The sequence below is a fragment of the Microvirga sp. GN3 genome (assembly GCF_055792825.1).
On record NZ_JBVVAK010000014.1, the window covers coordinates 65151 to 84813 of the forward strand.

The 19663-nt window shown below is 64.3% G+C and carries 16 protein-coding genes and 1 pseudogene; 7 read left to right on the top strand and 10 right to left on the bottom strand.

Translation table 11 applies throughout. From position 1 onward, the window contains the following. Positions 1-40 precede the first annotated feature (40 nt). Together hslU and ACS5Q1_RS09625 are read left to right on the top strand one after the other, a co-directional pair. Positions 41-1354 carry an ATP-dependent protease ATPase subunit HslU gene (gene hslU / locus ACS5Q1_RS09620; RefSeq protein ID WP_473097939.1) on the top strand — a complete coding sequence of 438 codons (1314 nt, stop codon included), beginning with the start codon at positions 41-43 and terminating at the stop codon, positions 1352-1354. Positions 1355-1763: 409 nt separating this feature from the next. Next, positions 1764-2231, top strand: a complete 468-nt coding sequence (locus ACS5Q1_RS09625; RefSeq protein WP_473097973.1) for a BA14K family protein — start codon at positions 1764-1766, stop codon at positions 2229-2231. A 78-nt stretch (positions 2232-2309) separates the two neighbouring features. Here ACS5Q1_RS09625 and ACS5Q1_RS09630 read toward each other — a convergent pair whose 3' ends face one another. Together ACS5Q1_RS09630 and ACS5Q1_RS09635 are read right to left on the bottom strand one after the other, a co-directional pair. Next, on the bottom strand, positions 2310-2660 hold the full coding sequence (locus ACS5Q1_RS09630; RefSeq protein WP_473097940.1) for a RidA family protein: 351 nt from the start codon (positions 2658-2660) through the stop codon (positions 2310-2312). Positions 2661-2741: 81 nt separating this feature from the next. Continuing rightward, positions 2742-3356 carry a pyridoxamine 5'-phosphate oxidase family protein gene (locus tag ACS5Q1_RS09635; RefSeq protein WP_473097941.1) on the bottom strand — a complete coding sequence of 205 codons (615 nt, stop codon included), beginning with the start codon at positions 3354-3356 and terminating at the stop codon, positions 2742-2744. Between the two features lie 112 nt (positions 3357-3468). On the opposite strand from ACS5Q1_RS09635, the gene ACS5Q1_RS09640 reads away from it, so the two are divergent. Both ACS5Q1_RS09640 and ACS5Q1_RS09645 read left to right on the top strand, forming a co-directional pair. Beyond that, positions 3469-5151: an adenylate/guanylate cyclase domain-containing protein gene (locus tag ACS5Q1_RS09640; protein ID WP_473097942.1), complete on the top strand. Its 1683-nt coding sequence runs from the start codon at positions 3469-3471 to the stop codon at positions 5149-5151. Between the two features lie 74 nt (positions 5152-5225). After that, complete coding sequence (locus ACS5Q1_RS09645; protein ID WP_473097943.1) at positions 5226-6074, top strand: AraC family transcriptional regulator; 849 nt, start codon at positions 5226-5228, stop codon at positions 6072-6074. A 74-nt stretch (positions 6075-6148) separates the two neighbouring features. Here ACS5Q1_RS09645 and pnp read toward each other — a convergent pair whose 3' ends face one another. The 8 genes and pseudogenes from pnp to rimP all read right to left on the bottom strand — a co-directional run. Further along, entirely contained in the window at positions 6149-8323 is a 2175-nt protein-coding gene (pnp, locus tag ACS5Q1_RS09650) for a polyribonucleotide nucleotidyltransferase (protein WP_473097944.1), read from the bottom strand. A 215-nt stretch (positions 8324-8538) separates the two neighbouring features. Next, positions 8539-8808, bottom strand: a complete 270-nt coding sequence (rpsO, locus tag ACS5Q1_RS09655; RefSeq protein WP_203441841.1) for a 30S ribosomal protein S15 — start codon at positions 8806-8808, stop codon at positions 8539-8541. Positions 8809-9145: 337 nt separating this feature from the next. Beyond that, a complete protein-coding gene (gene truB, locus ACS5Q1_RS09660) occupies positions 9146-10066 on the bottom strand; it encodes a tRNA pseudouridine(55) synthase TruB (protein ID WP_473097945.1) in 921 nt (306 codons plus the stop codon). Between the two features lie 5 nt (positions 10067-10071). Further along, positions 10072-10497, bottom strand: coding sequence for a 30S ribosome-binding factor RbfA (rbfA, locus tag ACS5Q1_RS09665; protein WP_203441839.1), 426 nt, complete (start codon positions 10495-10497; stop codon positions 10072-10074). A gap of 155 nt (positions 10498-10652) precedes the next feature. Next, positions 10653-13514, bottom strand: coding sequence for a translation initiation factor IF-2 (gene infB / locus ACS5Q1_RS09670; protein ID WP_473097946.1), 2862 nt, complete (start codon positions 13512-13514; stop codon positions 10653-10655). A gap of 4 nt (positions 13515-13518) precedes the next feature. After that, the gene (locus ACS5Q1_RS09675) at positions 13519-14181 is read right to left on the bottom strand and encodes an RNA-binding protein (RefSeq protein ID WP_203441837.1); all 663 of its coding nucleotides are present in this window, start codon (positions 14179-14181) and stop codon (positions 13519-13521) included. A gap of 30 nt (positions 14182-14211) precedes the next feature. Then, entirely contained in the window at positions 14212-15831 is a 1620-nt protein-coding gene (gene nusA / locus ACS5Q1_RS09680; RefSeq protein ID WP_473097947.1) for a transcription termination factor NusA, read from the bottom strand. Between the two features lie 21 nt (positions 15832-15852). Continuing rightward, positions 15853-16470 (bottom strand): annotated as a pseudogene (gene rimP / locus ACS5Q1_RS09685) (ribosome maturation factor RimP); the annotation flags it as partial. A 251-nt stretch (positions 16471-16721) separates the two neighbouring features. Here rimP and ACS5Q1_RS09690 point away from each other — a divergent pair. Genes ACS5Q1_RS09690 through ACS5Q1_RS09700 form a run of 3 tightly spaced genes read left to right on the top strand, consistent with a single transcriptional unit; the run spans position 16722 to position 19661 of the window. Continuing rightward, positions 16722-17714 carry an efflux RND transporter periplasmic adaptor subunit gene (locus ACS5Q1_RS09690; RefSeq protein ID WP_473097974.1) on the top strand — a complete coding sequence of 331 codons (993 nt, stop codon included), beginning with the start codon at positions 16722-16724 and terminating at the stop codon, positions 17712-17714. 1 nt (position 17715) lies between these two features. Further along, positions 17716-18963: an ABC transporter permease gene (locus ACS5Q1_RS09695; RefSeq protein ID WP_473097948.1), complete on the top strand. Its 1248-nt coding sequence runs from the start codon at positions 17716-17718 to the stop codon at positions 18961-18963. Continuing rightward, positions 18960-19661, top strand: a complete 702-nt coding sequence (locus ACS5Q1_RS09700) for an ABC transporter ATP-binding protein (protein WP_473097949.1) — start codon at positions 18960-18962, stop codon at positions 19659-19661. Before ACS5Q1_RS09695 ends, ACS5Q1_RS09700 begins: the two co-directional genes overlap by 4 nt. The last annotated feature ends 2 nt before the right edge of the window (positions 19662-19663 follow it).

Here is a 19663-nt window from a genome sequence, read left to right on the forward strand (position 1 = left end):
TTCGCTGCCTCGGCCGGGGATGACACCGGAAGATGAAGTGATGACCACGTTTTCTCCCCGCGAAATCGTTTCCGAACTCGACCGCTACATCGTTGGCCAGAACGACGCCAAGCGTGCGGTCGCCATTGCTCTGCGCAACCGCTGGCGCCGGCAGCAGCTCGAAGGTGGGCTGCGCGAAGAGGTGGCGCCGAAGAACATTCTCATGATCGGCCCCACGGGCTGCGGCAAGACAGAGATCTCGCGTCGCCTCGCCAAGCTCGCGGGCGCGCCTTTCATCAAGGTGGAAGCGACGAAGTTTACGGAGGTCGGCTATGTCGGCCGTGACGTGGAGCAGATCGTCCGTGACCTCGTCGAGATCGGCATCGGTCTCGTGAAGGACGAACGCCGCCGCCAGGTCCAGGCGAAGGCGCATGTGTCGGCGGAAGAGCGTGTGCTCGATGCGCTCGTTGGTTCCACTGCCAGCGCCGCCACCCGCGATGCCTTCCGCCGCAAGCTGCGCGCCAACGAGCTCGACGAGAAGGAGATCGAGGTCGAGCTGCAATCGGGTGGAGGGCAGGGGATGCCGATGTTCGAGATCCCCGGCATGCCCGGCGCGTCGGTCGGTGCGATCAATCTTTCCGACATGTTCGGCAAGGCGTTCGGCGGTGGTCGCTCGAAAACCCGCCGCACCACCGTGCGCGAAGCCTATGAGCCGCTGGTGACGGAAGAAGCCGACAAGCTGATCGACCAGGACGCCATCGTGCAGGAAGCGCTGCGTCAGGTGGAGAATAACGGCATCGTGTTCCTCGACGAGATCGACAAGATCGCCGGCCGCGAAGGCCGCACCGGTGCCGATGTCTCCCGCGAGGGCGTGCAGCGCGATCTGCTGCCGCTGATCGAAGGCACGACGGTGTCGACGAAATACGGGCCGGTGAAGACCGACCATATCCTCTTCATCGCCTCCGGCGCGTTCCATGTCTCGAAGCCGTCGGATCTGCTGCCCGAGCTGCAGGGTCGTCTGCCGATTCGTGTCGAGCTCGCACCGCTGACGGTGGAGGATTTCAAGCGCATCCTCACCGAGACGGAAGCGAGCCTGATCAAGCAATCGGTTGCGTTGATGCATACCGAGGGCGTGAATCTCGTCTTCACCGACGATGCCATCGATGCGCTCGCTCAGGTGGCCGTCGATGTGAACAACTCGGTCGAGAATATCGGCGCCCGCCGTCTGCAGACGGTGCTGGAGCGCGTGCTCGACGACGTCTCCTTCACGGCCCCCGACCGCTCGGGTGAAACGGTGACCATCAACGCGGCTTACGTGCGCGGCGAGGTGGAGACGCTGGCGAAGAACACGGATCTGAGCCGGTTCATTCTGTGAGCCGAAGAATTACGCAATCGTCATGGCCGGGCTTGATCCGGCCATTGTCGTTTTCGGCCTCACAATCCTCATCCTGAGAGGCTGGCCTACAATTCGGCCCTTCTTCAAGCTCTTACCTAGAGCATCGGACCCAAAAGTGGACCCACTTTTGGGATTCAATCCGATGCTCCACTCTTTGAAGAGCGCATCGTTCGGCGCGGAAAACCGGGTCCACTTTTCCGCACGATGCGCTAGGAGGTTACGCCGCGACCGTCTCGAAGAGGCGAGGCACCCCCAAGTGCACGAAACCGCCTCTCGATCCTCACGTTCCCGCGAGAGATAGACCGAAATTCCTCAAAAGGGGAACGACCCGAGGTTTTTTGCGTTCGCCTCCCGAGATTGGAGGAGTTGTCCCATGCGTAAATTCTTCATGGCTGTCGCGGCCACGGCTGCGCTCGGCACCTTTGGCCTCGCCGTTCCGGCTTTTGCCGCCGAGGCTCAGACCACACCAATGAATGAACTCGTCGCCGCGGTGCAGAACGGCAACGTGAAGACTGCGTACGTGCAGGATTACTATCGTGGACGCGCCGTTCGGCGTGCTTATCGCGGTGGTGGCCCGCGCTATGTGGACCGCCGTTACTACGGTGCGCGCCGCGGCTACTATGGCTCCCGTTATGGCTATTACGGCCCACGTTACTACCGCCGTGATTACGGCTCAGCTGCCGCAGCAGGCGCTATCGGCCTTGCGACTGGCGCCATCATCGGCGGCGCCATTGCCCAGTCGCAGGCTGCGCCGGTCTATGGCGGCAATGCCTATTGCGCTCAGCGCTACCGGTCCTATGACCCGGCCTCGGGCACCTATCTCGGCTACGATGGCCGGCGCCATCCCTGCCCATAACGAAATCGAAGGGTGAATGAAGAAGCGGGCCGTACGGCCCGCTTCTTTTTGCTGAAAAACTTAACTTGGCAGCAAAGCTTACTTGGCCGCGATGACGGCGATCTCGACCTTGAAGGCGGGCGCTGCAAGCTTCGCCTCGACGGTGGCACGGGCCGGGGTGTTGCCGGCGGAAACCCAGGCATCCCACACCGCGTTCATTTCCTGGAACGTGCCCATGTCGGTGAGCCAGATATTGACCATCAGGAGCTTCGACTTGTCGGTGCCGGCCTCCGTCAGCAGGCCGTCGATGATCGAGAGGATTTCCTTCGTCTGCTCGGTGACGCTTTGCCCGGCGCTCTGATTGGCGACCTGGCCGGCGAGATAGACCGTGTTGCCGTGAACGACGGCGCCGCTCATGCGCGGGCCGGGCTTGATGCGTTGGATCGTCATGGAATGTCCTTGTGCCTTATCCAGAACAAGTGGGATCTGCCTTTTCGGGGGCAGGGGACTTCAGGTCAAGCGCATCCTGCGTCAATAAAGGGTTGTACGCTGCCTTTCCGGCAGTTCCTCGTCATAAGCTTCGCCGCCCACCTCGTTGTTCGACAGGGCCGCGAGGATCTGGCCCGCGCTCGGTAATGAGCCGCGCGCCACGTGCTTTCTCGGGTTCCATAACTCCGAGCGCATGATCGCGCGGGCACATTGGAAATAGACGGCCTCGACCGTGACGGCGATGACGGATTTCGGCGCCTTGCCGTCGATGGCGAAGCTTTCGAGCAGAGAAGGATCGACCGAAATCACCGCTCGACCGTTGACGCGCAGAGTCTCGCCGATGCCGGGAATCAGGAACAGCAGGGCGACGCTCGGATCGCGCACGATGTTGCGCAGCGAATCGAGGCGGTTGTTGCCGCGCCGGTCCGGCAGCAACAGGGTCTTTTCGTCCTGAACGCGCACGAAGCCCGGTCCGTCGCCGCGGGGTGAGCAATCGAGACCCTCCGGTCCCCGGGTGGCGAGGGCCACGAAGGGCGCGGCCTCGATGAAGGCGCGATACTCGGGCACAACCCGATCCGTCTCCTTCAGGAGCGAACCCTTGTTGACCTCGCCGTAAAGGGCTTCGAGTTCCGCGAGGCTGGTGATGAGATGAGACATAGAAGAGGAGCCGATGCAGGGATCGTGATTTGACAATCCGCACCTTGGTGCAACTGCATAGCGGCAGGCAAGCCTGAAAGCCTTTGAAGCTGGGCCGATGTGAAAGACGCGTATGAAAAGCCTGCAAGGCAAACTGGCACCGGAGCCGCCCGTCTCTGAGATCACGATCCGGACGCGCGAGATTCGCCTGTTCACAGGCTTGGTGCTCGGGGCCTTTCTCCTCACCCATTTCAGCAATCACGCGCTCGGCCTCGTCTCCATTGAGACGATGGAAGCAGGACGCGTCTGGTTCAACCGCGTGTGGCGAAATCCCGTCGGGACCGTACTTCTTTACGGCTCCATTCTCGTGCATTTCCTGCTGGCGCTGTTGGCGCTCTATCGCCGCCGCACCCTGCGCATGCCGGTCCGCGAGGCGGCACAGCTGGCCTTGGGGGTGAGCCTGCCGTTCCTGCTGATCGCCCATGTGGTCGGGACCCGGGTGGAATGGGCCCTGACCGGGCAGGATTCCGGCTACCCGGAAGTGGTTCGCAATCTCTGGATCAACAATCCCGAAGTTGGTGCCAGGCAGGCGATCGCTTTGGTGATTGCCTGGCTGCACGGATGTCTCGGCATCTATTTCTGGCTGCGCCCGAAAACCTGGTTCCCGCGCTCCGCGCTGCTCCTCTACACGGGTGCTGTCCTCGTTCCCGTCCTCGCGCTGCTCGGCTTTGCCGAGGCGGGGAGGGAGATCGCGGACGAGCCGGGACGGTTCGTGCAAAGTCCGGCTCCCGCTGCCTCCGGCTTGATACCGATGGCCGGTCCTGTCCTTTATGCCTTCTTCGGGGGGCTGCTTGCGGCCACTGTCGCAGCTCGCGTCATTCGCAGCGGATTGTTGTGGTCACGGCGGGTGCGCGTCTTCTACCCCAACGATCAGATCGCGACCGTACCCCAGGGATTCAGCGTGCTGGAGGCAAGCCGTATCGCCGGCATCCCGCATGTCGCCGTCTGTGGCGGAAGAGGGCGCTGCTCCACCTGTCGGGTGCGAGTGCTGGATGGTCATCAGCGCCAGCCGCCGCCAAGCGCCCAGGAGCGCGGCACACTCGCGCGCATCAAGGCCGGCCCCAATGTGAGGCTCGCCTGCCAGTTCCGGCCGACCCATGACGTCTCGGTGGTGCCGATCCTGTCCACGGGGCGCAACGGCGTGACCTCGCTCGTGCGCGGCGGCCGGGCTCAGGGACAGGAGCAGGAAATCGCGGTTTTGTTCTGCGATCTGCGCGGGTTTACGAGTTTGGCCGAACGGCGCCTGCCCTTCGACACGGTTTTCATTCTCAACCGCTATTTCGAGGTGGTGGGCGAATCCGTCGAGGATGCGGGCGGCTATATCGACAAGTTCATCGGCGACGGCGTGCTCGCCCTCTTCGGCCTGAAAACCACGCCGCAGCAGGCGGCGAAACAGGCGCTCGACGCGGCGCTGCGGATCAAGGCGGCGCTCGTCCATCTCAACGAGGAATATGAGAGTGAATTCGAGCACCCTTTAAAGATCGCCATGGGCCTTCACGCCGGCCCCGCCATCGTCGGGCAGATGGGCTATGGCCAGGCGACAAGCCTCACCGCCGTCGGTGACACCATCAACGCCGCAAGCCGTCTCGAAGGCCTTGCCAAGGAACTCAACGTCGAACTCGTGATCTCCGAAGACCTCGCCACCCGCGCCGGCCTCGACCTCTCCGATCGCGACCGTCAGATCGTGCAGATCAGGGGGCGGGCGGCGCCGCTGGGAAGTTGGATTATTCCGGAGGCGGGCAGTTTGGGGCGGTGATACAAAAGAGCAGGATTTATCAAAGGCATTCTGTCTAAGGTTGGGACAACAGCCTGAAGGACGGACGCCGCACGATGGAACAAGCGACTTCGGAAAGCTATGCCAGCCGCCTGACGCGGGTGTCCGCCTACATTCATGATCATCTGGATGAGGAACTCAGTCTCGACGTGCTCGCCAGCATTGCGTGCCTCTCGCCCTATCATTGGCACCGGATCTATCATGGCCATTTCGGCGAAACGGTTACTGCGACCGTCCGGCGCCTGAGGCTGCAGCGCGCCGCCGCCGATCTCGCCCATACCAGCATGCCGATCGCGAAAGTAGCGGAACGGGCGGGCTACGACAGCCAGGCTTCGTTTACGCGGGCCTTCAGCGCCGCTTTCGGATTGCCGCCCGCCACATACCGCGAGGTCGGCAGTCATTCGGTCTTCAAGGCTCATCCACCGCAAGGAGTTCATGTCATGTATGACGTTGGCATCACAACCGTTTCCTCAATGAACTTGATCGCCGTGGAGCATCGCGGCCCCTACATGAATATCGGCAAGAGCTTCGACCTGCTCTTCACGACGCTTGCGCAGCGCAGCCTGATCCGGCCGGACCTGCGCATGGTCGGTGTCTATCTCGACGATCCGACGAGCGTTCCCGAAGCTGAATTGAGATCCCAGGCTGCTGTTGTCGTGAATGAACCAACGACGGTCGATGCACCGCTTTTCAGCACGCGTATTCAAGGTGGCGATTATGCGGTGCTGAAATACAAAGGTCCCTATGGCGACATGCGCGTGGCCTATGATTGGCTCTTCGGCCAATGGCTGCCGTCTTCCGGACGCGAGGCTGCCGATGCGCCCGTCTTCGAGGAATATCTCAACAGCCCGCGCGACACGCCGCCGACCGAGTTGCGGACGGATATCTATCTTCCGCTAAAGTAGCGTTTTTCTCACGGACAAAGAAAAAGGCGCGGTTCAAACCGCGCCTTTTCTGTTCTCTATAAAGCTTAATGCAATTACTCGCCGGCCTGCTTCTGCTGATCGCGCTGGGCGCGCTCGGCGTCGCGTTCGGCCTTGAGCTGCTCGGTGATGTCCTCGCCGGTCTCCTGGTTGACGACCTTCATGGAGAGACGGACCTTGCCGCGCTCGTCCATGCCGAGGAACTTCACCTTCACCTTGTCGCCTTCCTTGACCACATCGGTGACCTTGCCGACGCGGTTCTTGGCGAGCTCGGAGATGTGGACGAGGCCGTCGCGGGAACCGAAGAAGTTCACGAAGGCGCCGAATTCCATCACCTTCACCACCGTGCCCTCGTAGATCACGTTGACCTCGGGCTCGGCGACGATGGAGCGGATCCAGTTATAGGCGGCCTTGATCGACTTGCCGTCGGCCGAGGCGATCTTGATGAGACCGTCGTCGTTGATGTCGATCTTGGCGCCGGTCTTCTCCACGATCTCGCGGATGACCTTGCCGCCCGAACCGATGACTTCGCGGATCTTGTCGACCGGGATCTGCATGGTCTCGATGCGCGGGGCATGCTCGCCGAGCTCGGCGCGCGGCGCGGTCAGCGCCTTGTTCATCTCGGCGAGGATGTGCGTGCGGCCGGCCTGAGCCTGCTCGAGCGCGACGCGCATGATCTCTTCCGTGATGCCGGCGATCTTGATGTCCATCTGGAGCGAGGTGATGCCGGCTTCCGTGCCCGCCACCTTGAAGTCCATGTCGCCGAGGTGATCCTCGTCGCCGAGAATGTCGGACAGGACCGCGTAGCGCTCACCCTCGAGGATGAGGCCCATGGCGATGCCCGCCACCGGACGGCGCAGAGGAACGCCCGCATCCATCAGCGCCAGCGAGGCGCCGCAGACGGAGGCCATCGACGAGGAGCCGTTCGACTCGGTGATCTCCGACACGACGCGGATCGTGTAGGGGAAGTCGTGAGCGGCCGGCAGCATCGGGTGGATGGCGCGCCAGGCGAGCTTGCCGTGGCCGATTTCGCGGCGGCCGGGCGAGCCCATGCGGCCCGTCTCACCGACGGAATAGGGCGGGAAGTTGTAGTGCAGCAGGAAGGTCTCCTTGCGGGTGCCCTCCAGCTCGTCGATGAACTGCTCGTCCTCGCCGGTGCCGAGCGTGGTCACGACCAGCGCCTGGGTCTCGCCGCGGGTGAACACGGCCGAGCCGTGGGTGCGCGGCAGGACGCCGACTTCCGACACGATCGGACGGACGGTCTTGAGATCGCGACCGTCGATGCGGGTGCCGGTGTCGAGGACGTTCCAGCGCACGACCTTGGCCTGGGCCTCCTTGAAGACCGACTTGACCTTCTCGGCCTCGAAGCGGGCCTCACCCTCGACCGGGCAGAGAGCCTCCATCACCCGTGCCTTCACGGCATCGACGGCGGTGTAGCGATCCTGCTTCTTGGTAAGCTTGTAGGCTTCGCGCAGATCCTTCTCGGCGATGTCGAGAACGGCCTTTTCCACCTCGGACACGTCCGCAGGCTGGTAGTCGCGCGGCTCCTTGGCGGCCTTCTCGGCGAGGCGAATGATGGCCTCGATCACCGGCTGGAAATGCTTGTGGCCGAACATCACGGCGCCGAGCATCACGTCCTCGGGCAGCTCCTTCGCCTCGGACTCGACCATGAGCACGGCGTCGGCGGTGCCGGCGACCACGAGGTCGAGGGAGGTCTGGTCCATTTCCTGCAGCGGCGGGTTCAGCTTGTACTGGCCGCCGATATAACCGACACGGGCAGCGCCGACCGGTCCCATGAAGGGCACGCCGGAGAGCGTGAGAGCAGCGGAGGCGGCCACCATGCCGACGATGTCAGGATCGTTCTCGAGATCGTGCGAGAGCACGGTCACGACGACCTGCGTGTCGTTCTTGTAGCCTTCGACGAAGAGGGGGCGGATCGGACGGTCGATGAGACGGGAGACGAGGGTCTCCTTCTCGGTCGGACGGCCTTCGCGCTTGAAATAGCCGCCCGGAATGCGACCGGCAGCATAGGTGCGCTCCTGGTAGTTCACCGTGAGCGGGAAGAAATCGATGCCGGCCTTCGGCTCCTTGGCCGAGACGACGGTGGCGAGAACGGTGGTTTCACCGTAAGTGGCGACGACGGCGCCGTCGGCCTGGCGGGCCATCTTGCCCGTTTCGAGCACGAGCTTGCGCCCGGCCCAGATCAGTTCTTCGCGTTGAATATCGAACATGGCGTGTCTTTCATGACAGCGGGGCGGGGGCTCGATGCCATGAGCAAGACGGCGAGAGGCTCGCGTCCGCGGGCAAGCCCGCCTTACAAGCCTCTTGCAATCCTGCCATGGTCATCGTGTCTGCCGCCTCCTTTGAAAACACCGGGACTTGAGTCCTCGCAGTGTCGGAGAAATCCGTCCGGAGCCGGGCTCCGGACGGAAGTTTTTCAAAAAGCTTAGCGGCGGATGCCGAGCTTCTCGATCAGCACCTTGTAGCGGTTCTCGTCCTTCTTCTTCAGATAGTCGAGAAGCGAACGGCGCGACGACACCATCTTCAAAAGGCCACGGCGGGAGTGATTGTCCTTCGTGTGGCTCTTGAAGTGGCCGGTCAGGTTGTTGATCCGCTCGGTCAGAATGGCGACCTGCACCTCGGGGGAGCCGGTATCGCCAGCCTTCTGGGCGAATTCCTTAACAAGCGCGTTCTTGCGCTCAGCCGTAATCGACATCGTCAATCCTTTCAGGTTGGCTTTATCAGGAGACCTTGGCCTTCAGGGCTTCAGGTCGGGGGCATCCGGAAGGGCCGGGCCGGGATGTCGTCCAGCGCGGTCCGAACCCGGACGCGTCTTTTGCGGCATGAGCCGTCAAAAAGATGGCGCACCATACACGAAAAGCGCCCAAGTGCCAGAGAAATCATTTTTCTCAAGCGGAGCAATGAGATGGCTGATCGGTGATGCCCTTCCAGGCTCTTTGCCGTCATGGCCGGGCTTGTCCCGGCCATCCACGTTTTATGGCCTAAACACCTGGATCCCCGGAACAAGTCCGGGGATGACGGGCGAGGGTGTGTCAGATCCCCAGATTGAACACCCGGTGCGGCACAAGCTCGCCGCGCTCCACGTCACCCACGGCGACGAGGACACCATTGCAGGTGGCATAGACCTTGCCGGACAAGGGTGCCTCGCGGCCGCGCAGGATGATGGACTGGCCGCGCATGAGGCGGCCGGCCATGTCGCGGCTGACCGTGATCGAGGGGATTTCGCTGAGCGCGATCTCCACCGGGCGCAGGGCCGCCGGATCGGTGGCGATGTCGTCAACCATCACGGCATCGTGCTCCGTGAACGGGCCGACGCGTGTGCGCCGGAGTGCCGCGATATGGCCGAGACAGCCGAGCGCGCGGCCGAGATCGCGGGCAATGGCACGCACATAGGTGCCCTTGCCGCAATCGGCCTCGATCACCGAGCGGTTGCCTACATGATGGATCAGGGAGAGACGATCGATCTCCACAGTGCGGGGCTGTAGTTCCACTACCTCGCCGTCGCGGGCAAGATCGTAGGCGCGCTCGCCGGCGATCTTGATCGCCGAGAAGCGCGGCGGCACCTGCTGCACTTGGCCGGTGAAGCGGGGCAGGAATGCCTCGATCTCGGACGGTTCCGGCAGCCTGTCCGTCCGCTCGACCACTTCGCCCTCGGTGTCATCGGTCGTGGTCTCCTCACCCCAGGCGACCGTGAAGACGTAGGATTTGCGCCCGTCCATGACGAAGGGCACCGTCTTGGTCGCCTCGCCGAGCGCAATCGGCAGGATGCCGGAGGCGAGCGGGTCGAGAGTGCCGGCATGTCCCGCCTTCTTGGCAGAGAGGCCGCGCTTGACCACGGCGACCGCATGGGTCGAGGTCATGCCGACGCCCTTGTCGAGGATGATCCATCCATTGACATCACGCTTCTTCGGTCGGTCTCCGTGAGGCCTCCGCTGCGGGCGTTCTTCGTTCATCGCACTTACTCGCTGTCGTCTTCGGAGGTGTCGGTTGCGGGCTTCACCGTATCGCGGGCGACGCGCTCGGAGCGCAGCAGCGCGTCGATACGCGCGGCCTCGTCGAAACTCTCGTCGCGGCGGAAGCGCAGGTCGGGTGCGAATTTCAGGTTGACCCGGCGGGCCACCTCTTGGCGCAGCAGCTTCTTGTTCTTATCGAGCGCCTTGAGCACCGCTTCCTCGTCCTTGCCGCCGAGCGGCATGATGTAGGCGGTCGCGAGCTTCAGGTCCGGCGACATGCGCACTTCCGGAATGGTGATGACGTTCCGCGTCAGCACATCGTCCTGGAGATCGCCTCGGGAGAGGACCTCCGCAAGCGCATGGCGAATAAGCTCGGCCACGCGCTGCTGGCGCTGGGAGGGTCCGGTGGTTTGTTCGAAACGTTTAGCCATTTTTACTTCTCCGGGATTGGACCGGACCATCGTGCAAGGCGGCGTGGCAGGTCGCCGGCCACCTCGATTCAGTAGGAACTCTGCCCATTAAAGCGAGATCACCGGGACAAGCCCGGTGATGACGCATTGTTCAGGGGTGGGAGTAGCGAAGCGGCTTACAGCGTCCGCTTCACCTCTTCCACGCGATAGCATTCGATCAGATCGCCGACGCGCATGTCCTGGTAGTTCTCGAAGGACATACCGCATTCCTGACCGGACGTGACCTCGCGGGCGTCGTCCTTGAAGCGCTTGAGCTGTGAGAGCTTGCCTTCGTGGATCACCACGTTGTCGCGGATCAGGCGGACATGGGCGCCGCGCTGAACCACGCCGTCGAGGACGCGGCAGCCGGCGATCTTGCCAACCTTCGACACGTTGAACACCTCGAGGATCTGCGCCTCGCCGAGCCGCTCCTCGCGCAGCGTCGGAGCGAGCAGACCGGACATCGCCGCCTTCACGTCATCCACGAGATCGTAGATGATGTTGTAGTAGCGGATCTCGATACCGGCGCGCTCGGCCGCCTCACGTGCTTCCTTGTGGGCACGCACGTTGAAGGCCAGGATGATGGCGCCGGAGGCTTCCGCCAGGGTGACGTCGGATTCCGAGATGCCGCCGACGCCCGCCTGGACGATGCGGGCTGCAACTTCCTCGTTGCCGACCTTCTCGAGAGCACCCACGATCGCTTCTGCCGAACCTTGGACGTCGGCCCGGACCACGAGCGGGAATTCCTTGCGGCCCGCTCCGGCCTTGAGGTCGCGCATCATGTCGGCCAGCGTACGCCCGGCCGAACCCATGCGGGCCGCCTGACGCTCGCGCTTCTGGCGGGTGCGGTATTCGGTGACCTCGCGGGCACGAGCCTCCGACTCGACCACCGCGACGCGGTCGCCGGCCTCTGGCGTGCCGTTGAAGCCCAGAACCTCGACCGGGACGGAGGGACCAGCCTCCTTCACGTTGGCGCCGAGATCGTTGATCAGAGCGCGCACGCGGCCCCATTCGGCGCCGGCCACGACGATGTCGCCGGTGCGGAGCGTGCCGCGCTGCACGAGCACGGTCGCCACGGGACCACGGCCGCGATCGAGCTTCGCCTCAATGACGGTGCCTTCCGCCGACCGCTCGGCATTGGCCTTGAGCTCGAGGATTTCGGCCTGGAGCTGAAGACCTTCGAGCAGGGTCTCGAGACCCTGGCCGGTCTTGGCGGAAACCTCGAATTCGAGGGTCTCGCCGCCCATCGACTCGACGACGATGGAATGCTGCAGCAGCTCGGTGCGGACCCGCTGCGGGTTGGCGTCGGGCTTGTCCACCTTGTTGATCGCCACGATCAGCGGCACGCCGGCCGCCTGCGCGTGGTTGATCGCCTCGATGGTCTGCGGCATGACGCCGTCATCGGCCGCCACCACCAGCACGACGATATCCGTCACCTTGGCGCCGCGGGCGCGCATGGCCGTGAAGGCCGCGTGGCCGGGCGTATCGATGAAGGTGATCTTGCCGCCGAGCGGCGAGGTCACCTGATAGGCGCCGATATGCTGCGTGATGCCGCCGGCTTCGCCGGAGACCACGTTGGTCTTGCGGATCGCATCGAGCAGCGAGGTCTTGCCGTGATCGACGTGGCCCATGATGGTCACGACCGGCGGACGGGTGACGAGGTTCTCGTCCACATCCGGCGTATCGAAGAGGCCTTCCTCGACGTCCGATTCCGCGACGCGCTTCACCGTATGACCGAGCTCCTCCGCGACGAGCTGCGCGGTATCGGCATCGATCACGTCGGTGATCTTGTGCATCTCTCCCTGCTTCATCAGGAACTTGATCACGTCCACGGCGCGCTCCGACATGCGGTTGGCGAGTTCCTGGATGGTGATCGTCTCAGGAATAATCACCTCGCGGGCGATCTTTTCCTTCTGTTCCACCTGACGGTGGCCCATGAGACGCTGATTGCGGCGACGGAAGGAGGCGAGCGAGCGGGTCCGCTCATCCTCGCCCGAAGTCGCGTTCGCCAGGGTCAGACGGCCGCGGCGCTTTTCCTCGCCGGGAGCGGTCTTGGGCGTCTTTGGCAGGGCTGCGGGCTTTGCCGCAACGCCGGGACGGCGGATGGTACGTGTGCCCTCATCGTCATCCGTCACCACAGCGCGAGCAGCAACGGGCGGAGCCGTGCGGACATTCGGCTTCGCGGTTTCCGGATCGGGCGTGGCCGGCGCGGCAGGGCGAGCCATATGGTTCAGGCTCGGCGGACGGCCCCCCATGGTGCCACCACCGCTGCGCGGGCCACCATAGCCACCTGGACGCGGACCGTCCGAGCGAGGTCCGCCCGTGCGCGGGCCGTCGAAACGGCCGGCAGGACGGGGACCATCGGAACGGGGCCGGTCGGAGCTGGGTCCGCGACCGGCCGGAGCCGGTGCGGAAGACTGACGCGGAGCCTCTTCGCCCAGACGACGGCGGGCCTCGTCCTCGGCGCGGCGCTTGCGCTCCTCGTCCAGGCGGCGGCGCTCGTCTTCCTCGCGCTTACGGGCCTCGGCAGCTTCACGCTCCTTGGCTTCCGTAGCCTCGCGCTCGGCGCGGCGGGCAGCTTCCTCGGCCTGTCTCTTGCGATCTTCCTCGTCCCGGCGGCGTGCATCGACGAGCGCGTTCATGCGCGCATCGCGTTCATGCTCGGAGAGCGTCTGCAACACCATGCCGCCAGAGCGGGGGGTGTTCGGAGCGCTGCGCTGCGGACGGCCGCCCTGAGCCGGGGCTGCCGGCTTTGGGGCGGGAGCGGCCGGTTTAGGCGCGCTCGCGGGTGCCGCGGCCTGATGCGGCGCGGGCTTTTCATCCTTGGCCCCGCCGGGGCCGACAGCAGGGCGACGCTTGACCGTCTCCACCACGACCGACTTGGACCGGCCATGGGAGAAGCTTTGGCGCACCGTGCCTTGCTCGACAGGGCGCTTCAGAGAAAGCGTCTTGGACGACACATGAAGAGTCTTGTCGCCCTGGTTTTTCGTATCACTCATTCCGCTAAAGTTCCTGCGGGTTCAAAATCGTGGGTTCGCCGGTCTCGTTTCCGAGGCCAGTTTGATCGGCGCCGAGGCCGCGAAAGACGCGGTAACGATGCCAGCGGTTCAGAAAGCCGTCGCTCCCAGCGCCCGCGACGAGGGCAGCATGTATCACATGTGACCGGCCTAATGCCAAATCCAATTCGTCATTCGACAATTCTTGGATGACCGGAAAGCTAGATATTGCCTCGCCGAGGCGTTTACGCAACTGGTTTGCCAATTTTCTTCGCCCATCTTCGGCCGCCTCTGCGGCATGAATAAGGGCGACGACGGGTTTATCTGCGATGGCCGACTCGACCTTGAAGAAGCCGGTGACCACCGCGCCCGCCTTGTTGGCGAGCGACAGGCCCTGACGGAGATCGTCCCGGAGAAGACGCTCGATATCCTGGGCCAGGGTCTCCGGTGCCCTGGCCTCGGTCTTGAAGGCGCGGGAAAAGAGGCGACGTTTGGCCGCCTCTTCCACCATGTCAAAACGGGCCGTGACCCAGACGCCGCGGCCCGGCAGCTTGTGCCTGAGGTCGGGCACGACCTGGTTGTCGGGCCCGAGGACAAAGCGGATCAGCCCCGCGGGGCTTTGAGCCTCGCGGGTGACGATGCAGGTGCGCTCCGGTTCATGCCGCGGCACGGGTGCTGACCTCGCTCCATCATAGCCGTTTTAAGACGGCTGAGCTTCGGTCTCGGCCTCTTCGGCCGATCCCTCAGTCTCAACGATCTCTTCCGGCTGCTCGATCCAGCCCGCCTTCACGCGGGCGGCCATGATCATGTTCTCGGCATCCGCACGGGAAACGTCGAAGCCATCGAGCGAACCCTTGTACCGGGTCGCCTCGGCGCCGCGGCCTTCCGTCCAGCCAACGAGATCGTCGGTGGCGCAGCCGGCCAGATCCTCGACATTCTTGATGTCGTTCTCGCCGAAGGCCACCAGCATGGCCGTGGTGACGCCGTCGATCTCCTTCAGATCGTCGGCGACGCCAAGCTCCTTGCGGCGGGTCTCGTTCTCGGCCTCGATACGGGCCAGATATTCCTGGGCGCGGCTCTGGATCTCGGCTGCGGTGTCCTCGTCGAAGCCCTCGATGGAGGCCACCTCGGCAGCGTCCACATAGGCGATTTCCTCGACCGAGCGGAAGCCTTCGGAGGCAAGGAGCTGGCCGACCACCTCGTCGACGTCGAGCGCGTTCATGAACAGTTCGGTGCGCTCGGCGAATTCCTTCTGGCGACGCTCGGATTCCTCAGCCTCGGTGAGAATGTCGATGTCCCAGCCGGTGAGCTGCGAAGCCAGACGCACGTTCTGGCCGCGGCGGCCGATAGCAAGCGAGAGCTGATCGTCGGGTACCACCACCTCGATGCGGTCGGCTTCCTCGTCGAGCACCACCTTGACCACTTCCGCGGGCTGGAGCGCGTTGACGATGAAGGTCGCCTGATCCGGGGACCAGGGAATGATGTCGATCTTCTCGCCCTGGAGTTCTCCGACCACCGCCTGGACGCGGGAGCCGCGCATACCGACGCAGGCGCCGACCGGGTCGATGGAAGAATCGCGCGAGGTCACGGCGATCTTGGCGCGGGAGCCCGGATCGCGGGCGACAGCCTGCACCGAGACGATACCGTCATAGATCTCCGGCACTTCGGAGGCGAAGAGCTTCGCCATGAACTGCGGATGGGTGCGCGACAGGAAGATCTGCGGCCCGCGGGCCTCGCGGCGCACGTCGAACAGATAGGCCCGGATGCGGTCGCCAGGGCGGAAGGTCTCGCGCGGGATCAGCTCATCGCGGCGGATGATCGCCTCACCGCGCCCGAGATCGACGATCACATTGCCGTATTCGACGCGCTTGACCGCGCCGTTCACGACTTCGCCGATGCGGTCCTTGTATTCCTGATACTGACGGTCGCGCTCGGCGTCGCGCACCTTCTGCACGATCACCTGCTTGGCCGATTGGGCGGCGATGCGGCCGAAGTCGAAGGGCGGCAAGGTGTCGGCGATCACGTCGCCGACCTGGGCGGCCGGATTGTGGCGGGTGCGGGCCTCGGCGAGGGTGATCTCGCGGGAATCGTTCTCGACCGCGCCGTCATCGACCACGAGGAGGTGGCGGGCCAGGCGCAGCTCGCCGGTCTTCCCGTTGATCTCGGCATGGATGTCGGTCTCGGCACCGTAGCGGGACCGGGCCGCTTTTGCGATGGCATCCGCCATGGCGTCGAGCACGATCTGCTTGTCGATCACCTTCTCGCGCGCGACCGCATCGGCGATCTGCAAGAGTTCAAGCCTGTTGGCGCTGATAGCCATCGAGGTCGCTCCTTAATTCGGTTTCGTCTTATCGGACGGGTCGCGTGCCTCTGGCGCTTCCACCACATCCGTGTCTTCATCAAGGTCGTCCGTGGTCGGCGCCGTTCCGCGGCGCAGCGATTCACGGATCAGCTCATCGGTGAGAACGAGGTGCGCCTCGCCAAGATCCGTCAGGGGCACGCGGGCGATGGGCTCGAGGCCCTCCTTCACGTCCGGCAGCTCGATCACGAGCATCCCGTCCTCCACGCCCCGGAGGAAGCCGCGGAAACGTTTGCGGCCCTCAACCGGCACAGCCATCTCCACCTTGGCCTCGTAGCCGCTCCAGCGTTCGAAATCGCTGGTGCGCACGAGCGGGCGATCGATCCCCGGCGAGGAGATTTCCAGGTGATAGGCCGTGGCGATGGGATCCTCAAGATCAAGAACCGGCGAAATCCCCCGGCTCACAGTCTCGCAATCGCTTACCGACATGGTGCCGTCCGGCCTCTCGGCCATGATCTGCACCGTGCATCCATTCTGGCCGGTGACCCGCACCCGCACCAGATTGAAGCCCAGATCCTCGATCACAGGCTCGACGATGGCCGCCACCCGGGCAGCGACGCCGCTCTCCGTAATCAGCCGCTTGTCGCGTTCGTTTGTCATGGCTCTCCGCACGCTCCGGCGTTCAAGCAATAAAAAAGAGCGGACCCCGGGGGGCCCACTCTCGACCAGCAGCTTGACGCTGCAACCAGAGCTGACATCAGAGATATACCGATTCAAGTCAAAAAATGCAAGGGTCCTGTCGGCATCCCTTGACATGGGACGGATCGTCGGCACCCCCGGAAAGCTACGCTATCGTGGCCTGGCTTAAGCCATGATAGGCAGGACCTCCTTTGGAGGACTATGCCTTGAAGATGTCGCGCCTCGTTCTGCTCGGGATCGTGCTGTTGGCAGCGGCGGCGGCATATTGGCGCTTCAGCCGGCCGCCGGAGGTCACCGTCGTTTCTCCGAAGCGCGGAGATGTGGCCGAGATCGTCTATGCGACCGGCGTCGTGGAGCCGCGCACCTGGGCCAAGGTGGCGCCTCTTCTGCGGGAGCGCATCGTCGAGCTGTGCAATTGCGAGGGCGAGTCGGTGGAACGGGGAGCTGTCCTTGCCCGCCTCGACAGCCGCCAGCCGGAGGCCACGCTTGCGGAGCTTAAAGCGCGGCAGAAGCTGACCGCGGCGGATTACGACCGGATCGCCGCTCTGGTGGAACGCCGGGTCGCCAGCGATCAGGCCCTTGACCGCGCTCGCAGCGAACTCGGCCAGATTCAAGCTCTCATCGCCGGCCAGGAAACCCGGCTTGAGTCTTACGTCCTGCGTGCCCCCATGAGCGGGGTCGTCCTGCGCCAGGACGGGGAGGTAGGTGAGGTGGCCGAGCCCGGGACCGTGCTGTTCTGGGTTGGAGAGCCCAAGCCCCTGCAGGTCGAAGCCGACGTAAACGAGGAGGATATCCCGCGCGTCGCGGTCGGCCAGCGCGCCGTTCTCAAGGCCGACGCCTTTCCGGACCAAGTTCTGGAAGCGAAAGTCGATTCGATCACGCCGAAGGGTGACCCCGTCGCCAAGACCTATCGTGTCCACCTTGCTCTGCCGGAGGACACGCCCCTGCGCATCGGCATGACCGTGGAGGTGAATGTGATCGTCCGGGTCGAGCCCAGCGCGCTCCTGGTTCCCGCCAATGCCCTGCGTGGCAGCACCCTGTTCGTGTTGGAGGGCGATGTGGCCCGCAAGCGTGACGTGAAGGTCGGGATCCGCGGCGCCCGCAACACGCAGATTCAGCAGGGCCTTGCCGAGACGGATCGGGTGATCGCCCCCTTCCCGGACGAATTGACCGATGGGGTGAAGGTTCTGGAAAGGAGAGGCTGACATGCGTCTCATCCTCGAACTCGCCCTGACCCATATCGCCGGACGCGGCCGGCAAACCGTCGTGGCAATTCTCGGGGTCGCTCTCGGCGTCGGCTTCTCCATCGCCATGGCGGCGTTGATGCAGGGCACCGAGAAGGATTTCATCGCCCAGCTCGTCGACACCATGCCCCATGTTCAGATCACCGACGAGCACCGCGCCCCGCGCCGGCAGCCCGCGGAGGACCTGTTCGCCGCGGCACAATTCGAGGGTCTGCGCCCGAAGGAGGATCGCCGAGGCATTCTCAATCCCGCCGCCGCCATAGCCTCCTTGCGGGCCTGGGTGCCGGGCCGCTTGGCGCAGAGCCTGCGGACACAGGGCGTGGTGCGCTATGCAGGACGGGATGTGGGTGTCACCGTGATCGGCGTCGAGCCGGAGATCGAGGCTCAGGTCTCGTCCGTCGCCGGGGATTTCATCGAAGGCAGCTTCGACGCGCTTCGGGCCGGCGGGAACAACATCATCGTGGGCGACCGCCTTGCGCAGAGACTCGGCGCGTCGACGGGGACGACGATCCAGGTCGTCGCGCCGACCGGCCAGTCACGAGGGTTCAGGATCGTCGGACAGTTTCACACCGGTACCAACGCCCGCGACGAAGGCGAGACCTATGTGCTGCTCAAGAACGCACAGATCCTGAGCGAGCGCCCCAATGCCATCAACGACATCCGCCTGCGCCTCGACGACCCGGAGGCCGCCCCCCAGGTCGCCCGTCAGGCGGAAGCCGAGCTCGGCTACAAGGCGGTGCCCTGGCAGGAGGCGAACGAATCCCTTCTGGAGGCCTTGGTGGTGCGCAATGTGGTCATGTACACCGTGGTGGGCGCGATCCTGCTCGTAGCAGGGTTCGGGATCTTCAACATCATCTCCACCATCACCCACGAAAAGGCGCGCGATATCGCGATCCTGAAATCCCTCGGCTTCACGCAAGGCAATATGCGCCGGCTGTTCCTGATCGAGGGACTGGCACTCGGTCTTGCCGGCTCGGTGGTCGGCTGGCTTTTGGGCTTTCTCCTCTGCTTTGCCTTGTCACAGGTCGAGTTCAAGGTCTCCGGCGCAGCCATCGGCCGCGAGATGACCAACCTCCCCTTGTTCTGGTCGCCCTGGCATTACCTGATCGCGGCGGGCTTCGCCCTCGCGTCGGCGGGGGTCGCGGGCTATCTCCCGGCGCGCCAGGCCGCCCGGCTCAACCCGGTCGACATCATCCGGGGCGCCACATGACGCCACTCATCGAAGCCGAAGATCTCACCCGCATCCTGCCCGCCACGGTGCCGGTTACCCTGGTGCGGGACGTCTCGCTCACCGTGAGCGAGCGGGAGTTCATCGCCATCACCGGCCCGTCCGGCTCCGGCAAGTCCTCGCTGCTCTATCTGCTCGGTCTTCTCGACCGCCCGACCAGCGGCAGTCTCAAGATCGCCGGTCAGGACACGTCCGTCCTGGACGACAATGCACTCGCGCGACTGCGGCTCGAGATGCTGGGCTTCGTGTTTCAGTTTCATTTCCTGCTGCCGGAATTCACGATTCTTCGAAACGTGGAACTTCCCATGCGCAAGGCGGGCCGTCTGTCGGCCGCGGAAATGCACGATCGCGCAGCGGGGCTTCTGGAGGATCTCGGTCTTGCCGGCCATCTCGACAAGAGGCCGGACCAGCTCTCCGGCGGCCAGCGCCAACGAGTGGCGGTAGCCCGCGCGCTCGCCAACGATCCCCATATGGTGCTGGCCGACGAGCCAACGGGCAGCCTCGACAGCAAGAGCTCGGAGCAGGTGTTTCAGATCCTGCGGGATCTCGTGCACAAGCGCGGCAAGACGGTCATCGCCGTCACGCACGATATGGAGATCGCGGCACGGGTGGATCGGCGCATCCATCTCGTCGATGGCAGGGTCGTGAGCGACGAGCATGCGGCCCGGGCTCCCATCTGATG

Bases quoted from the DNA above. Each gene is read 5' to 3' on its own strand.
- hslU (WP_473097939.1), top strand. From the start codon at position 41: ATGACCACGTTTTCTCCCCGCGAAATCGTTTCCGAACTCGACCGCTAC.
- ACS5Q1_RS09625 (WP_473097973.1), top strand. From the start codon at position 1,764: ATGGCTGTCGCGGCCACGGCTGCGCTCGGCACCTTTGGCCTCGCCGTT.
- ACS5Q1_RS09630 (WP_473097940.1), bottom strand. From the start codon at position 2,660: ATGACGATCCAACGCATCAAGCCCGGCCCGCGCATGAGCGGCGCCGTC.
- ACS5Q1_RS09635 (WP_473097941.1), bottom strand. From the start codon at position 3,356: ATGTCTCATCTCATCACCAGCCTCGCGGAACTCGAAGCCCTTTACGGC.
- ACS5Q1_RS09640 (WP_473097942.1), top strand. From the start codon at position 3,469: ATGAAAAGCCTGCAAGGCAAACTGGCACCGGAGCCGCCCGTCTCTGAG.
- ACS5Q1_RS09645 (WP_473097943.1), top strand. From the start codon at position 5,226: ATGGAACAAGCGACTTCGGAAAGCTATGCCAGCCGCCTGACGCGGGTG.
- pnp (WP_473097944.1), bottom strand. From the start codon at position 8,323: ATGTTCGATATTCAACGCGAAGAACTGATCTGGGCCGGGCGCAAGCTC.
- rpsO (WP_203441841.1), bottom strand. From the start codon at position 8,808: ATGTCGATTACGGCTGAGCGCAAGAACGCGCTTGTTAAGGAATTCGCC.
- truB (WP_473097945.1), bottom strand. From the start codon at position 10,066: ATGAACGAAGAACGCCCGCAGCGGAGGCCTCACGGAGACCGACCGAAG.
- rbfA (WP_203441839.1), bottom strand. From the start codon at position 10,497: ATGGCTAAACGTTTCGAACAAACCACCGGACCCTCCCAGCGCCAGCAG.
- infB (WP_473097946.1), bottom strand. From the start codon at position 13,514: ATGAGTGATACGAAAAACCAGGGCGACAAGACTCTTCATGTGTCGTCC.
- nusA (WP_473097947.1), bottom strand. From the start codon at position 15,831: ATGGCTATCAGCGCCAACAGGCTTGAACTCTTGCAGATCGCCGATGCG.
- ACS5Q1_RS09690 (WP_473097974.1), top strand. From the start codon at position 16,722: ATGTCGCGCCTCGTTCTGCTCGGGATCGTGCTGTTGGCAGCGGCGGCG.
- ACS5Q1_RS09695 (WP_473097948.1), top strand. From the start codon at position 17,716: ATGCGTCTCATCCTCGAACTCGCCCTGACCCATATCGCCGGACGCGGC.
- ACS5Q1_RS09700 (WP_473097949.1), top strand. From the start codon at position 18,960: ATGACGCCACTCATCGAAGCCGAAGATCTCACCCGCATCCTGCCCGCC.